14 protein-coding genes, 2 tRNA genes and 1 pseudogene are annotated in these 15381 nt (G+C 35.6%); 11 read left to right on the top strand and 6 right to left on the bottom strand.

Going from position 1 to position 15381, the window contains the following annotated elements:
* The coding region (locus tag ACY651_RS03635; RefSeq protein WP_462249806.1) for a DUF5723 family protein at positions 1-1474 on the top strand (1474 nt) is incomplete at its 5' end.
* A gap of 1 nt (position 1475) precedes the next feature.
* Here the strand turns inward: ACY651_RS03635 and ACY651_RS03630 are convergent.
* Both ACY651_RS03630 and ACY651_RS03625 read right to left on the bottom strand, forming a co-directional pair.
* A complete protein-coding gene (locus ACY651_RS03630; RefSeq protein ID WP_462249804.1) occupies positions 1476-3875 on the bottom strand; it encodes a hypothetical protein in 2400 nt (799 codons plus the stop codon).
* Positions 3841-4917, bottom strand: coding sequence for a hypothetical protein (locus ACY651_RS03625; protein WP_462249802.1), 1077 nt, complete (start codon positions 4915-4917; stop codon positions 3841-3843). The genes ACY651_RS03630 and ACY651_RS03625 overlap by 35 nt, the downstream gene beginning before the upstream one ends.
* A 105-nt stretch (positions 4918-5022) precedes the next feature.
* Here ACY651_RS03625 and ACY651_RS03620 point away from each other — a divergent pair, with 105 nt between their 5' ends.
* On the top strand, positions 5023-5499 hold the full coding sequence (locus tag ACY651_RS03620; protein ID WP_462249800.1) for a YcxB family protein: 477 nt from the start codon (positions 5023-5025) through the stop codon (positions 5497-5499).
* A gap of 67 nt (positions 5500-5566) precedes the next feature.
* Here the strand turns inward: ACY651_RS03620 and ACY651_RS03615 are convergent, their stop codons facing one another.
* Complete coding sequence (locus ACY651_RS03615) at positions 5567-5995, bottom strand: GNAT family N-acetyltransferase (RefSeq protein WP_462249798.1); 429 nt, start codon at positions 5993-5995, stop codon at positions 5567-5569.
* Between the two features lie 337 nt (positions 5996-6332).
* Between ACY651_RS03615 and ACY651_RS03610 the strand changes: the two genes are divergently transcribed.
* The 4 genes from ACY651_RS03610 (at position 6333) to ACY651_RS03595 (ending at position 8371) form a co-directional block, all read left to right on the top strand.
* On the top strand, positions 6333-6569 hold the full coding sequence (locus ACY651_RS03610; RefSeq protein ID WP_430987719.1) for an acyl carrier protein: 237 nt from the start codon (positions 6333-6335) through the stop codon (positions 6567-6569).
* 27 nt (positions 6570-6596) lie between these two features.
* Positions 6597-7850 (top strand): beta-ketoacyl-ACP synthase II, encoded by a 1254-nt coding sequence (gene fabF / locus ACY651_RS03605; protein ID WP_462249796.1) that lies wholly within the window; start codon positions 6597-6599, stop codon positions 7848-7850.
* 186 nt (positions 7851-8036) lie between these two features.
* Positions 8037-8125: transfer RNA gene (locus tag ACY651_RS03600), tRNA-Ser, on the top strand.
* Positions 8126-8296: 171 nt separating this feature from the next.
* Positions 8297-8371: transfer RNA gene (locus ACY651_RS03595), tRNA-Pro, on the top strand.
* Positions 8372-9101: 730 nt separating this feature from the next.
* Here the strand turns inward: ACY651_RS03595 and ACY651_RS03590 are convergent.
* Positions 9102-9884, bottom strand: a pseudogene (locus tag ACY651_RS03590) (recombinase family protein); the annotation flags it as partial.
* Between the two features lie 21 nt (positions 9885-9905).
* A complete protein-coding gene (locus ACY651_RS03585) occupies positions 9906-10076 on the bottom strand; it encodes a hypothetical protein (protein ID WP_462249794.1) in 171 nt (56 codons plus the stop codon).
* Between the two features lie 221 nt (positions 10077-10297).
* Between ACY651_RS03585 and ACY651_RS03580 the strand changes: the two genes are divergently transcribed.
* From ACY651_RS03580 to ACY651_RS03560, 5 genes are all read left to right on the top strand, one after another.
* Positions 10298-11014, top strand: a complete 717-nt coding sequence (locus tag ACY651_RS03580; RefSeq protein WP_462249792.1) for a hypothetical protein — start codon at positions 10298-10300, stop codon at positions 11012-11014.
* Positions 11015-11305: 291 nt separating this feature from the next.
* A complete protein-coding gene (locus tag ACY651_RS03575; RefSeq protein WP_462249790.1) occupies positions 11306-11875 on the top strand; it encodes a Crp/Fnr family transcriptional regulator in 570 nt (189 codons plus the stop codon).
* A 55-nt stretch (positions 11876-11930) separates the two neighbouring features.
* A complete protein-coding gene (locus ACY651_RS03570) occupies positions 11931-12524 on the top strand; it encodes a hypothetical protein (RefSeq protein WP_462249788.1) in 594 nt (197 codons plus the stop codon).
* A 2-nt stretch (positions 12525-12526) separates the two neighbouring features.
* Positions 12527-13681: a serine hydrolase domain-containing protein gene (locus ACY651_RS03565; RefSeq protein WP_462249786.1), complete on the top strand. Its 1155-nt coding sequence runs from the start codon at positions 12527-12529 to the stop codon at positions 13679-13681.
* 105 nt (positions 13682-13786) lie between these two features.
* Positions 13787-14920, top strand: coding sequence for a M50 family metallopeptidase (locus ACY651_RS03560; protein WP_462249784.1), 1134 nt, complete (start codon positions 13787-13789; stop codon positions 14918-14920).
* Positions 14921-15097: 177 nt separating this feature from the next.
* On the opposite strand, the gene ACY651_RS03555 is transcribed toward ACY651_RS03560, so the two are convergent.
* The coding region (locus ACY651_RS03555; protein WP_462249782.1) for a dTDP-4-dehydrorhamnose 3,5-epimerase family protein at positions 15098-15381 on the bottom strand (284 nt) is incomplete at its 5' end.

The raw sequence follows: 15381 nt of genomic DNA, 5'->3' as shown, positions 1-15381 counted from the left end.
AGCTGTTTCTATCTTTATCTTCATCCAGTTTAATTATCTTTTTTCTCAAGCTCAATCCTACACAGGCTACCATTCTTCAGCATACGCCGGGGTTTACAGCATTTTAAATAATCCGGCAGATATTTTAAACCATCGTACCCGAGCAGATGTTAATCTCGTAGGTTTTTCTACAGCCCTTGGTAATAATATATTTGCATTTAAATATAAAAACAGGAATGATGACAATGGAGGTTTTTCTTATCCTAATCCCGTAAAAAAAGATGGAAAGGGAAACTTCAATGCAGATGTTTTTGGCCCCGCAGTAATGATAAAACTCTCGGATAAAAACGCTTTTGCAATAACAACAAGAGCAAGGGTTTTTACCAATGTACATGGCATAAGTAATGCTATTTTAAATTCTTTATTGCCAGATGTGCCCACTGAATCTTATTTGGGTAAAAGGCTTGCTATCAGCAACGCTTCTGTTAATATGCATACCTGGAAAGAAGTGGCACTTACCTACAGCCGCCAAATTGCTAATACAGATTTTGGGGTGTGGAAAGCCGGTATTTCATTAAAGTATCTTGGAGGCGTAGCCGCATTTTCATTAAGCAGTAATAAACTTTCTTATATACACGATTCTATTATTGATCCGAGAGATGGCAAAACAAAAGACGCATTGATAAACGCTACCGGAAATATTAATATTAGCTACACCAAAAGTTTAGATTCGCTTTCGGATGATATTAATGATTATATATCCTTTAAAAATCCGGGTGCAGGTTTAGACATTGGCGTAAGTTACGAATACAGGGACGAAATGCAGGTGTACGAAACTTCTTACAGCGATAAAACAGCTAACTACATTTGGAAAGCCGGAGCTTCAATTACCGATATTGGTTTTATCCGGTATAATAAACAGCAAACAAAAAGTATGGTCAACAATTTTTCGGGTAAAACTTATACTGTTGATACATTGGTTCCGCCCTCAGATTCCAACGACATTTACCAAATGGCCAATTACTACAATAATCTTTTTAATGCAAGAACAGAATCGTCTTTGTTAACTATGCAATTACCCACTACTTTGCATTTATCTTACGACAGATATTTTAATAAATGGTTAGGCGTGCAGGCACAATTAAATATTCCTTTAGTTTTTTCAAAGCTTAATTTTTATACGGGTAATTACACACCAGTTTCAGTTTGTATTACGCCTAGAGCAGAAATTACCTGGGCCGGGTTATATATGCCCATAAGTTATAACTCCATTTCAGGTTTCAATATGGGCACAGCTTTGCGTTTGGGCCCGCTGGTTATTGGTTCCTCATCAATAATAAATGCAAGAGCAGGTAAAACAAAAGGTTTAGATGCTTATTTTATTTTGCGTATCCCAATCTTTGGTTACAGGGAATATAAAAATAAAACCTACGGGCAACAAACGCCTAAACTAAACAGGAAACAAGGAAGGGAATTAGATTGCCCCACTAATTAATTTATTTCTTCCTTACAAAATCCCTTAAATAACTGCAGCTGTTAAATGCCTGTTTATAAAATGGGGTGTTGCCATATTCTTTTATAAACTGTGGAAAATATTTGTTGCTTTTAAAATCAGTAAAATATTTTTGTTCGGCAATATCCATTTTATCATAATTGCTGGCATACTCATCATACTGCGGCCGGTGCAATTGTTTCTGGCTGCATTTGGCCATCATAAATAAACATCTTGCTTTAAAATTTTTATCTGTGCTGGCATTCATGGCTTTTTCAAAATAATTATGTGCGGCAAAAGCGCCATAATATTCTTTTTGAAAACTGGTGGCATCTTTGGGAATATAATAACCATCGCTGCCGCCACGGTAATATTGTACTAGCTTCCAGGCGTGGCCATAATACGTGATGTTGTAAAAACCATTGGCCATTTTGTATAAATGTTTTGCTGCGTTGGCTTTATCTGTTTCAGCAGCTTTTTGTAACCTCAGCATTTCGGTTGCAAAAGCTAACTTGGTAGTGGTAAATTTTGCTTCGCTTGCCAATGCTTCTTCCTGATCGTATAATAAATCAATAAAAGGATTGGTGTTGATCGTAGATGTTTTTTTATCCGTAGATTTTTTAAACCAAGAAATTGCATTGGTATAATCATAATCTCTTAAATAAGCAGTACCGGCAAAATCAATTACATCTTTTTTATTTACAGCATTATGATTGATAAGGTAAGCCTCAAATTTATTAGGCTGCTTACTGTCCATCAAAGCAAATAATTTTTCTACCTCTTTACTCACTAAATTATTTCTTAAAAAATTAATGCCATTGCCATAACCATAGTAATCAGCATTAGTTGCCATAATATAATCTGCCGCTCCAAGTGCTAATGTTTCTTTATGTAAGTCCCCTTGCTGGTGGTATCGCTGGGCCAAAATTTCACTCATCAAATTGCGGTAAAAAGTTTTCCATTGCTGTATTTCGCTGTAACCGGTTTTATAAGGTATTTCCGATTTTGCTTTTGCCTCCAGCCATTGTATAGATGGTAAAAGTTGTTCTTCAAAAGCCGCATCTATTTTTTCTTTTTCATTTACGGTAACTAATAAATTGGTTAAGGCCCACTGGTCTTTTACTTTTTGGGTAAGGTTCATTTTTTCCGCAGCTGATAAATATTTTTTTGCTGTTGCATAATCTTTAAGCATGTATGCTGTATAGGCGGCACCGGTTTCAAACAATCCTGCATTTTTTACTTTGCCTTTGCTGGCAACATCATGCAAAAAAATCATTAGTTCTTTTGCATTTTTGCTGTTTACGTTGGCGGCGCTGTCGGTACCATTTTCATTCCATGAAAAATACAATGCTTGTCCGCCTTTTTCTTTTTGTAATAGTGGTGTAAGATATTTTTCTTCCAGTTTATTTATTTCTCTTACTGCTAAAACTTCTAAAGCAGGTGCAGCAGCATCAAGAGTATAAATTTCTTTCATGGCATTATTTTCAGTAACCGTACTGCCCATTGCAAACATGACAAGCATTGCCGCTTTTTCTGCATTGGTTTTACACAACTGCAAATATTCACTGCGTTCAGTACCCGAAGTAACACTCCATTTAAATCCTAAATAATTAGAAACTCTTTTTACTTCGCTGGCATCAAAAGCTTTACTGAATAAATAAGCTGCTTCTTTTTGATTACCCGTTCTGAATAATGCACCGGCTTTTAATGCAGTACACATGGGTTGTAAAACACTGTTGCCAAAAATGTTAGCAGCATAATCATCGTGCCATTTTAAAACATCATTGTAGCGGTTGCTGTAATGTGCCAGCCGTAAAATTTGATAGGTATATTTTAATTTAAAAAAATCTTTTTTTGCAACAGCTAACAATTGCTGTCCATTCTTAATTAATTTACTCATTGCCAGCGAATCTCTTTTGGGTGCTTCCCAACTGTCTGCACCACCGGTAACAAAAGGCTCCACCTTTTTTGCATACATGATATAACCCAGCCCTTCTAAATCTTTTTGCTGCAAAAAATAATTGGTCATACTGTTTTTCTTAACAGAATCAGATATGGCAAGCGGTTGATTTTTTTCTATATTGAAATACAAATTGCTTAAATCTTTCCAGGCGTATTTGTTTACAAATTGCTTTGCATCAGTTGCAGTTACATTGTTACTGCAATACAATGCCCATTCGCCTGCCAGCACATCGCTGGTTTCAACCGGCTCTGTTTCATCATATAAAAAATTATAGCCGGTATAGTAAAAAGGTTTGTAGCCTTTTGCATCGGGTAAATTTTGATGAAAGAAAGAAGTATAGTAATCGTAGGGATCAGCATCGGGACCGCAGCCAATTATATTTTGAGGAAAAGAAACTAGCGCTGCACTAACGCATGCTATTGTAAATTGTTTCCAGTTCATGTAAAGTATATTTTTTTAAAATTACAGAATCCAGATGGTAGAGCGATACCCTTGGCCGGGTATTTTTTAAACGTTTATTTACAACGCCTGCGGCAGATAATATTTCGCTGTAGTCGCTTTGCTCACTTCTTAAAACATCGCCTTTTTTTAAATCGTATCCCTGCAGTAAAGTGTCTTTCAAAAGTTCGTAACTATTATCTTTTTTTGTTGAAAAAGAATTGGTGAATACCGCATCAGGTAAATTTTCAATTAAACCTGTGTAAATATTTTTTCGAAATAAAACTTTCCAGTCGAACAATGGTAATGCCACATCTAATGCCAAAGGATAATTGGAAAGATTGCCCACATATTTTTTAAGCTCCGCTGTTTCTATAATAGAATTTTTTGTGGTAGGATTTTTTAAGTTGCCCATATTATAGCACATCAGCAAACCTTTGTTAACCGGCGGCACGCCTGTTTTACCCATAAATTTTATTTGGTGCAGGCGTATGGTTGCCGAAACAGGAATGGCTGTATTTTTCCAAAGGATATTTATTTTTTCCAGCAATAAAAAATAATTGCTTTTGGTGCTTGCTGTCCAGTCGCAATCAATTTGAATTTCTTTTATGTTATTAAAACTATTGCTGTTAATAATTTCATGTATCAGCCTGTAAATATTATTGGCCATTTCTGCAATTTGCGACGAATGAATTTTTTGAATACATTCATTAGTAATAAACACCGTCGGAATAACACTGAATTTTTGCGGCAGTGTAAAATTATTTGCCTGTAATTTAGCAAGCGGTACAGGCGTTTGTGCTTCATCACTCCACCCCACATCAAAAAATTTTATGTAAATAGTTTTTACATGTAATGAATCTAAGCGTTGCTTTTCAAAATCAGTTAGTTTAAATACTGTTTTCCAGTAATAAAAAGCAGGTTCAATTTCCCTGCTATTTTTGGCTTCATTACAAGAAGGAAAAATATTTGCTCCCAATAATAAAGTAAGCATAGCTACTGCACTAATAACTTTATATTTACTAATTCTTATTTTTGAAAACATTAGCTCAAAAATAAGTGAATTGCTGATGTTTGTTATAATGATAAAATATGTTGCCCTAAAATTTGAGAGTGATAATTAATCAACCCCATCAATTATCTTTGTTTTATGACATCGCAATACTTCACTTACAATAAGGCAAAAGTAATACAGGCGCTACGCTATCATTTTATTACCAGGCGTGAAATAAAAATCATGATCATCCTGGTAAATGTTTTTGCAATAATATCTGCAGTATTATTTTATCTGAAGAAAGTATCGCCGCAGGCTTTTTTAATTAGTGCAGTGTTGTGGTTTGCCCTTATGATTATATTTTGGTTTTTATTACCGCAAATGGTATATAAAAAAGCACCGGCTTTTAAAGACAGGATGCAGGCCATATTAACCGCAGATGAATTTAGAATTGAAAATGAAAGAGGGGGAAGAAGCTGGCCCTGGGCCGATTTTAGTACATGGATTGAAAGTCCGCATTTTTTTCACTTGTATTTTAACAGCCGCTCATTTTTTATTGTACCAAAAGATGCATTTGAAGGAGATGATGTACATGAAGCAAGAAAAATATTTAAAGAGAAGATAGTTAAATGACAACTGACGACAGACCACTGACAACCCGAGTCTTTTCTGTTGTCTGTCGTCAGTTGTCAGTTGTCTCTTACAGCCTTTTCTCCATCACATGATGCGGCACATTCACTTCAATAAACTCATTTCCCTTCACACTAAAATCAAATTTTTCATAAAAGCCAATGGCACTGTCACGGGCATGCATCATTAATTTTTTATAGCCTTTATCTCTTGCAACCGTTTCTGCAAAACTCATAATACTGGCACCTATTCCTTTACCCTGTAAATTATTTTGTACTGCCATCTGCCGCAATTTAATAGTTGCATTATCCACTTTAGTAAGCAGGCAGCAGGCTAATATTTTTTCTTCTTCAAAAGCACCAATTAAAATATCTTCTTTTTCCTTAGCCAGTTCTTCTTCGGTAAAACCAAGGCCAAGCGGTTTGCGCAATATCTCCATCCGCAAACTCACCATTTGCTGATATTCTTTTGAACCGTGGTCTATTTGTTTTAAGGCCATAACAGTTTTGTTTTAGTAAAGTATAACAGCTTTAATTACTCCGAAGCACTTACAATATACAATTTTTTTTATAATATTAATATAGCAGTAAGCGGTAATATAAAACTATTGATAACAATTAATTACTCACTGTAATACTGCTGTAAATCTAAATTAGCAATGCTTTAATATACATGCATTGATAAATCTTTAATGATAAAATAACGCCTGATTTAAAATCTCCCACTTTCTTATAAATAAGATAGTTGTAAACACCTATTTTTGTCCTTATTTATATTTCTTTGTAATTATTGCAAAATGTATATTTTTGCAGCCAGACAAACTAAATTTTAAAATTATGTCAGACATTGCAACAAGGGTGAACAAAATAATTGTTGACAAGTTAGGAGTTGATGAAGCAGAGGTTACCACCGAAGCATCTTTTACTAATGATTTAGGTGCCGATAGCTTGGACACCGTTGAACTTATTATGGAATTTGAAAAAGAATTCAACATTTCTATTCCGGATGAGCAGGCCGAAACCATCACTACCGTTGGGCAGGCAGTTGCTTACTTAGAAGAACATGCTAAGTAATTTTATTAACTATCACAGGCAAACTTTATGGCTTTTAAACGTGTTGTAGTAACCGGATTGGGTGCCCTTACACCGTTAGGAAAAACTGTTGAAGAATATTGGCAGGGTTTGGTTAACGGCGTAAGCGGGTGCGATTTTATTAAACAATTCGACTGCAGCAAATTTAAAACAAGGTTTGCCTGTGAAGTTAAAGACTTTGAACCTACTAATTATTTAGACCGCAAAGAAGCCCGAAAAATTGACCGCTATTGCCAGTTTGCATTAATTGCAAGCGACGAAGCAGTTAAAGATGCCGGCATTACCAAAGAAAATGTTGATGCCGACAGGGTTGGTGTAATTTTCGCCAGCGGTATCGGTGGTTTAATTACTTTTCAGGAAGAAGTTACCAATTACGCACTTGGCGATGGTACCCCACGTTTCAACCCCTTCTTTATTCCAAAAATGATACTGGATATTGCCGCAGGGCAAATATCCATGCGTCATGGTTTTCGTGGGCCCAATTATGCAGTGGTTTCAGCATGTGCTTCATCTACCAATGCTATTATTGATGCTTTTGATAATATAAGATTAAATAAAGCAGATGTAATAATTACTGGTGGCAGCGAAGCCGTTGTAAGCGCCGCAGGCGTGGGTGGTTTTAATGCCATGAAAGCCTTAAGCGAAAGAAACGACAGTCCGCAAACTGCCAGCCGCCCCTTTGATAAAGACCGTGATGGATTTGTAATGGGAGAAGGTTCTGGAGTTTTAGTTTTAGAAAGTTTAGATCATGCTTTGGCAAGAGGTGCAAAAATTTATTGCGAAATTGCCGGAGGCGGTGCTACAGCCGATGCACATCATATTACTGCGCCACATCCCGAAGGGCTCGGTGCAAAAAATGTAATGAATGTAGCATTAAAAGATGCCGGCATGGTTGCAACCGAAATCGATTATATCAATGTACACGGCACTTCCACACCATTAGGAGATATTGCTGAAACAAAAGCTATACTAAGTGTATTTGGCGATCATGCTTATAAATTAAATATCAGCAGTACCAAAAGCATGACGGGTCATTGTCTTGGTGCCGCAGGCGCTTTAGAAGCACTGGCTTGCATAATGGCCGTAACAAAAGATATCGTTCCACCCACCATCAATCATTTTACCGACGACCCTGATTTAGATGCCAATCTGAATTTTACTTTTAATAAAGCCCAGCACCGCACCGTTAATGCAGCACTAAGCAACACCTTTGGTTTTGGCGGGCACAATGCCAGCGTAATTGTAAAAAAATACATAGCATAATTTTTTTGGGGCCAGACTTTGGCGTTTCTATTTGGCTTCATTGGCAGAGTTTATCCTGAGTGAAACGAAGGACACTCTTGTACATTATATCTTTATTCAGCAGTACAGAATTTTTTATTTTAAAAGTTGCATTTAGTTTTGGGTAATACCTTATGTAATTGTATTTTTGCCGTCCTTTAATAATTAGGAGAGGTGCCTGAGAGGCCGAAAGGAACGGTTTGCTAAATCGTCGTACGGGTTAAACTGTACCGTGGGTTCGAATCCCACCCTCTCCGCAAAAAAAGTTCTTATAAATGTTTTTATTGTTAGGGTGTTCCCAATAAACCCGAGCAAATATTTTTAGTTTGCAATGTAGCCTAACCCGGTATATTGCGTTCCGCTGTAAGGCGGGAAGGTAGCAGGTTCAAATCTTGCCTCACATAAAACTAAAAAAAGATTTTATCGTTCGGGATGTAGCGTAGCCCGGTTATCGCGCCTGGTTTGGGACCAGGAGGTCGCAAGTTCGAATCTTGCCATCCCGACTTGACAGGACAAATTGGAATTATTCTGGTTTGTCCTGTTTTTATTTTCGCTAAAACCCTTGCCCACACTGTATATCAGCCTTACCCCTTCATTAATACGAATAGTTCGAACTGCAAATCCGTCAAAACTCAATTTTTCCGGGAACATCGAACTAATTATTTCTCTTTTCTTTTCTATATCAGCTGTTTCATACAAATAATCAAGCTTAAGGAGATTGTTTATTCCTTTATCAAGCAGATTTTTTATATCAACTTTATCATTAGTAGAAGCATTTAATTTAGCCTCCATTTTTTCAAGTTTATTGCTGTATTCTGTTTTCATTTCCCTGAAGTCTGCAGGATCAATTTGTTTAGAAGAAAGTAGATCCCTGATATAAGACAATTTTTCTTCCAACTCTTTTATTAGTAAACGAAGCTGCTTGTTTTCATCATGAAGGTGATTATTTTGCTCATTCCAGGCCTCAGTGAGAATCTCTTTAAACAGCTCTGCAACTTCAGGCAGTGGAATATATTTTTTCAATTCATGAACAAATTGGTCGTTCACTTTATCAGCCCTGAAACGGCAACCACATCCATCAGTGCAATGGTAATAAGAATAATATTTTGTCATGCCTTTAGAAGCGCTGCCAGTTAGTAATTTTTTGCACCCCGTACAAATTAAAAATCCACGCAATGGAAGCGAAGCATTAGAAACTACCTTTAACCGATAATGCCTTTTTCTTCCATCCAAAACATCCTGCACCTGGTAATACAATGCTTCGGTAATAATAGGTTCATGCAAACCTTTTACAAAACGGCTTTCCTCATCTTTATATTTAGGGATAAATATTTTACCACAATACACCGGATTACGAATAGCAAACCAGAAAAGACCCTTAGTACCCGAAAATCCTTTTTCCTTCGCCATTTTATAAATCTGTTCGGTGTTATAAATACCTTCGGCTATTTGGTTAAAAGCCCAACGCAAAATATCAGCTTGTGGTTCTTTAGGGCTTATTAATTTTCTTCCTACTTCATCAGTTTTATTTATATAGCCAACAGGTGCTAAGCCCATGTATCGGCCTTCCTTTCTAGCTCTGCGCATACCATGAATAACATTCAATGCTCTTCGGTCGTTCTCCACTTCTGGTGCTGCAAGATAAAAAGCTAACATCATTTTATTTTCAGGTACAGCTAAATCCAAAGGCTGTTCAATTGCCTGTGGTTCTACACCAAGTTTGCGAAGCTGGTTAATCATTTGATAAGCATCACCCGCATTACGGCTGAAACGATCCCATTTGAGGAACAAAACAAAATCTGCTTGGCATTTATGCTTGCGTAAGTCTAACAAATATTTTTTCCATTCCGGACGATTGAAAGTCTTTGCAGAATGATCTTCAAACATTGTGTTGCGTATGGATAGTTTATTAATATCGCAATACTTACGCAACAACTCTTCCTGGCTCCTTTGGGAATACCCTTTATCAGCCTGCTCATCCGTACTCACACGGATATACAAATCAGCTATTTTCATAGACTAAAAATTTAATTGGTTTTAAATTGCCTTACGCAGTACATTTTGCTTTTGGCTTTCCAAATGCTTTGACACAATTATGTTGGCAAATCTCCGTAGTAATTCAAGCATTTGAGCAGCTTGCTCCACAGAAATATCCACACCCTGTTTCCGTAGTATTCCAACTGCCTTTTCTGGATTTATTTTTTCCATCTCACACCTCCACTTTTAAAAATCACACTTCACAATATCTTTCTCTGTGCAAGAAAATGTTTCAGATACTAAGATACAAAAATTGTTCTGGTATTATATTTTATATCAGAACTATTTTTGTCTTATTTTAGTCCTAGATTCAGAATATTTAGAAAAATACAAAACCAATAGAACTGTAATTGATACAACAGAACTTATATTTTGAGTATAATAAGAAAAAAATGGAAAAGAAATACAGCATCACCTATAAAGTACATTTTTATGAACGGCTCCAAAAGGTGAATTTTCACGGAACACTTACATTCCCTTTATATGTGCAGGTAACTTTTGACAGGAGAAGCATTATTTTCAAGAGTTATTATTTTGAACTTTTTTCAAAGCCCCAGTATGCAATGTTAAAAGGAAGAAGAATAATTGGTCCGGCACTTAAAGATATTATTGAAAAAGAAAATGAGCTAATAAATTTCATCATAGATAAAAACCTTGATAATTTTTCCCTAAAACTATTCCAAAGCGAATACCTCCTTTATTCAAAAGATCTTTGCGATATAACCCAGGAAAGTTGCAGGGAATACCTTTATGTTTATTTTAAAGATAAAGGAATGCCATCTTTGGCTTTCACTTTAAAGCAGGGAAACAGAACTGGTGTTTTGTATGAATTAATCGAAGATTTAAAAATTTCACTCCAGCCTGCATCATACAAAGAGCTGATAGAAAATTCTTTTTATTATGCAGAGCCTTATTTACCCATCTATGGTTTTATGAGAACTATAAAAAAATGGCCGATGCTTTGTCTTACTGTGATGGAATGGGAAGATGAAAAAATTAAAGATAGTTTTGTAAAGTATGTTAATAGTTATTTCAAAAACCAAGAAACTACTGTTCTAATGAATCAAATCAAAAGGTTTATTACATCTTTTAAAAACCCAATAAAATAGTGAAGGTTTTTTTGTTCTAAGAATTGAAACAATTGGGTTTTTTGATTTCTGGAATTGTGTTTGCTGAGGTACTAGCAATCTCAATTCCCAATAGCATTATCCGGCAAAGTTTTCCCGGCTTATTTGCCGCAGGGGTAAGAGAAATTAAACCGTGTAATGTGCGCAAACTGTAAAAATTTGTTTCATCTTATCTAATATTTTGAATAATTAATTTAAACAAATTCGGTTACCATAAACAACAGAACTAATTTACCGAGAGTTTATAATTAACTTAGCGTTTCAAATTCATAAATGCTTAGCCCCCAAATTAATTTTGATACCTCACAACTTCCCGAGGCTTTGCTACCCCTTTTATCATTTGCCAGGCAACGCAATATTGAAAAAGGAAACTGCATGGTGGAACAAGGCATGCCCTGTACACTGTTCTTCTTAGTGCTGGAAGGTGTTTTTCGTACTTACAGAACATCAGAGGATAAAGATTTTGTAACCGGGTTTACTTTTAAAGGCGACATTGATACATCGCCTTATTCTTTATTTAATAACCTGCCATCAACTGAAACGATTGAAGCATTAACAGATGCAGTGGTATTTATATTTCCTAAAGAAGAATTTTTTGAGGCAAGAAATAATAATCTCCCATTGCAGGATTTTATTATCAATTTGCTGGCTAATTATATTGAAACTTTAGAAACCCGGCTTCATCAAAACAGGAGTATGACTGCCGAAGAACGTTATCTTCAATTATTAAAAACCCAGCCGGAAGAAATCAAGAAAATTCCTTTAGGTTATATTGCATCCTACCTCGGCATTACAAAAGAAAGATTAAGCCGGATAAGAAAAAAATATCCTGAATTGACTTAGGTCAAAAGAGGCAAGTGAGTTTCATTTTAGCTTTATGGTTCAATTATAAAGTAAAATGAAATATTGTACACTATTTTTCTGCACCTTTTTAATATTATTTAATAAAACAGCAGCACAAACTACTACAACCAGCAAAGCCGATTATAAATATTCCAAAAGCTTTGGTTTACAGGGAAGCCTGTATTTATTGGAACACCCTTTAGGTTTTTATCCTGGCGTTACCTTGTCTTACTCAAAAAATATTGTTGGTAATAAAAGACATCAATTAGCCATTTTTCCGCAGATAGGACTTTTGATACTGCCCGATGTAGAAAGCAGGTACATTTTTACCGCAGCACTGCAATACAAATACATTTCTAAAAAAAGATTTGAGGGAAATATTTTTATTGGCGCCAGTTATATTTTAACCCGTCTTGCTTTTGACAGGTATGAATATGAAAATGCCACTTTAAAAAACAAAGGCAATCTGCTTCATCATGCTGGCCCTTCCGCAGGATTTAATTTAGGTTATAAAGTAATAAAGAAAAAAAAATATTCTATCAGTAAGCAAATTGGTATCTCATTTACAAAATTCAATAAAAGTTACACTCCAAGTTTATTCAGCGGCTATAAACCGGCTGTTAATATTGGCATCATCTTAAATAAATAATTATGAAGAACCATGTATCAATTTTAATAATACTCTTAGCAACAGCAGCATCTTGCAAAAAAGAAATTATCCTAACCCCTGCTGCAAAAACTAATAATCCACAGCTTAGTGTAATGGACAAAGCTGTACAGCAGGCTTATCTTAAATATCAAAATAACTTAAATACAGCAGGTGTTTCAATTGGTATTTTAAGAAATGATACTACCTTTTTTTACGGTTATGGCGAAACAAAAACAGGTACTGGAATTGTACCAGAAAAAAATACATATTTTGAAATTGGCTCACTCACAAAAACTTTTACCGCCATTGCAATAATGAATATGCTTGCAGAAAAAAACCAAACTATTGAAAATACTGTGAGGAACTATTTGCCAGCTAACTTGCCTACGCTGCAGAGAGATGGAGTAGAAGTGACTTTTAAACATCTGCTAACCCACACCTCCGGCTTACCTTATTTTCCGGATAATTTTGGAGTTGGTTTGTACACTGGTAAAATTGCCAGTGAGTTTGCTAATTACGACAGAAATAAACTGTACACTCATTTAAAAAATGTTCATTTAATAGCTAAGCCATTTACAAAATGGGAGTATTCAAATACAGGAATGGGTTTGTTGGGTACTATTTTAGGGCTTAATTATAATACTCAATACGGAGATATTCTCCAGGATAAAATTTTTACACCGCTTCAATTAACAGATACAAAAACGGATATGGCAGATACAGATGCCAGCAGGTGGGCAACGGGATATAACAAGGGAAGGGAAACACCTTATTGGAATTCTCTCAATGCATTAGATGGCGCAGGCGTTATAAAATCTACAGCAGCCGATTTAATTAAATATGGGCAAGCCAATCTTAATCCGCCAAATAGCCAGTTAGGAGCCTCAATAACCAGTACACATCAAATAACTTATTTACCTTTTGAAGACAGGGATGTTTTTAAAATAAACGGCAGGCTTGGCTGGTTTCAACTTATACATAAAGACTTGCCTGCAGAAAGTTTTATCTGGCACAATGGCGGCACAGGCGGCTTTAGTACAGATATGTTTATAAACAAAAGTAGAAAGAGTATCCTGGTTTTACTTTACAACAGCGATAAGGGTACACAGGAAAGAGAAGATTTTAAATTAGAATTACTGAAATTAATTTGCCAGTAATATTATTCACTTTTATAATTTCATTATATTTATCTGTAAGCTCTTGTTTTTAACTTTAGTAATTCGCAATATCTAAAGTGTTTTTATTTGCAAAACTTACTGCACATGAATAAGAAAAAAAATACTCAGTTTAAATCATTAAGTTTTTGGGTAATAATGCTTGTTTGTTTAACCCTTGGTTTCTTTGCAGGAAAAATAGGGTTTAGTGCCTCCGCAGCCGCTATTTCAAAAACCACCCTTATTACATTAGCTTTACTTTTTGTTCCAATTTTTTTTATAGTAATTGGCATCCATGAAGCAGGACATGCATTGGCGGGGGTTTGGTTAAACTTTGATTTCAGAACTTATATTGTTGGTCCCTTTATGTGGGACAAAGAACAAACAGGCTGGAAATTTAAATGGAATAAAAATGTGAATACCGCTGGAGGCTTGGTGGTATGCCTGCCCGTCAGTACCGAAAATTTAAGTAAAAGATTTTCTATTTATGCTGCAAGCGGCCCTATCGCAAGTTTACTGCTGGCCGCATTGACTTATGGAATATTCCGGTTGATCTCAATAACTGGCACTGGTGTAGAGATTACAGCCTATTCCTTTTTTGTTATATCGATATTATCGTTAGTAATTTTTATTGCTACGGCAATACCCATGCACATTGGTGGTTTTTCGTCGGATGGTGCAAGGGTATTGCGATTAATGGGCGGAGGCGATAAAGCAAGATTTGAAACATTGGTTATAAAAATAATTGCTGATAGTACAGGTGGGCTGCGTCCAAAATTGCTTAATATAAATGAATTAACGGAAGCTCAGATTTTAGCAAAAAAATTAAAAGCCCCTTTTGGCGTTTATTTACACGGTCATTTTCACCAGGCCGCTTTTGATAATGGTAATATTGAAAAAGCCGAACAACATTTACTGGATTATATAAAGGAAGCAGATGAAATTCCGCAAGGAATACGAAACGGAGTATGGTTAGATGCTGCTTTTTTTTATGCATTTGCTAAACAGGATATTGATGTGGCTACAAAGTATTGGAATGAGTTTAAGCCAACAGCAATAATACCAAAGGCGCAAGTTTTTGCAACAGAAGCTGCAATGAGTGTTTTAATAAATGAAAATGATATATCGTTAAGAAAAATTGAAGCAAGTTTAAATGAAATACACAATATGATTGATAAAGGCGGAGCGGTTGCCTTGCAAGAAAAATTACTTCAATTGAAAGATAATATTGAGAAGGAGTAATACTTTTTAATATTATAAAGTCTGAGATTGTATCAACTGCACCTTACCTGCATTTTTTTCCCATAGCTGATAAAGATGCATCGCTATCTTTAGAAAAAGAAGATTAACTTTTAGAGGGTGGAAAACCTTGTATTACTAACAGTACCATCATTAATCTTTTACCTTACCCAATTAATGCTATACCAAATAAGTTAAAGGAACCGCCTGCTTACCCGGCAACAAAGTGTTAGCACTTTCTTTAAATACAAAACTACTTCTGCACTCCTGCAAACGGGGTAACAGGGCATCTTTATCGGATAAAATAATTTTAGATTCTGGTATTTGCCAGTTAATGCCAAGGGAGGTATCATTGTAGATCAATCCTCTTTCACTTTTTTTGTGATAAAGTGCATCACATTTATATGAAATTTCGGCAGTGTTGCTCAATACAGCAAAGCCATGTGCAAAACCTTTGGGCACCA

Origin of the sequence: Ferruginibacter sp. (assembly GCF_031391665.1) — a bacterium.
GTDB lineage: Bacteria > Bacteroidota > Bacteroidia > Chitinophagales > Chitinophagaceae > Ferruginibacter.
This window is presented reverse-complemented; position numbering and strand designations above follow the sequence as displayed.

Excerpts from the sequence above, each read along its gene's own strand:
- ACY651_RS03620 (WP_462249800.1), top strand. The coding sequence starts at position 5,023 with ATGACATCGCAATACTTCACTTACAATAAGGCAAAAGTAATACAGGCG.
- ACY651_RS03585 (WP_462249794.1), bottom strand. The coding sequence starts at position 10,076 with ATGGAAAAAATAAATCCAGAAAAGGCAGTTGGAATACTACGGAAACAG.
- ACY651_RS03610 (WP_430987719.1), top strand. The coding sequence starts at position 6,333 with ATGTCAGACATTGCAACAAGGGTGAACAAAATAATTGTTGACAAGTTA.
- ACY651_RS03570 (WP_462249788.1), top strand. The coding sequence starts at position 11,931 with ATGAAATATTGTACACTATTTTTCTGCACCTTTTTAATATTATTTAAT.
- ACY651_RS03575 (WP_462249790.1), top strand. The coding sequence starts at position 11,306 with ATGCTTAGCCCCCAAATTAATTTTGATACCTCACAACTTCCCGAGGCT.
- ACY651_RS03580 (WP_462249792.1), top strand. The coding sequence starts at position 10,298 with ATGGAAAAGAAATACAGCATCACCTATAAAGTACATTTTTATGAACGG.
- ACY651_RS03615 (WP_462249798.1), bottom strand. The coding sequence starts at position 5,995 with ATGGCCTTAAAACAAATAGACCACGGTTCAAAAGAATATCAGCAAATG.
- ACY651_RS03625 (WP_462249802.1), bottom strand. The coding sequence starts at position 4,917 with ATGTTTTCAAAAATAAGAATTAGTAAATATAAAGTTATTAGTGCAGTA.
- ACY651_RS03565 (WP_462249786.1), top strand. The coding sequence starts at position 12,527 with ATGAAGAACCATGTATCAATTTTAATAATACTCTTAGCAACAGCAGCA.
- fabF (WP_462249796.1), top strand. The coding sequence starts at position 6,597 with ATGGCTTTTAAACGTGTTGTAGTAACCGGATTGGGTGCCCTTACACCG.
- ACY651_RS03630 (WP_462249804.1), bottom strand. The coding sequence starts at position 3,875 with ATGAACTGGAAACAATTTACAATAGCATGCGTTAGTGCAGCGCTAGTT.
- ACY651_RS03560 (WP_462249784.1), top strand. The coding sequence starts at position 13,787 with ATGAATAAGAAAAAAAATACTCAGTTTAAATCATTAAGTTTTTGGGTA.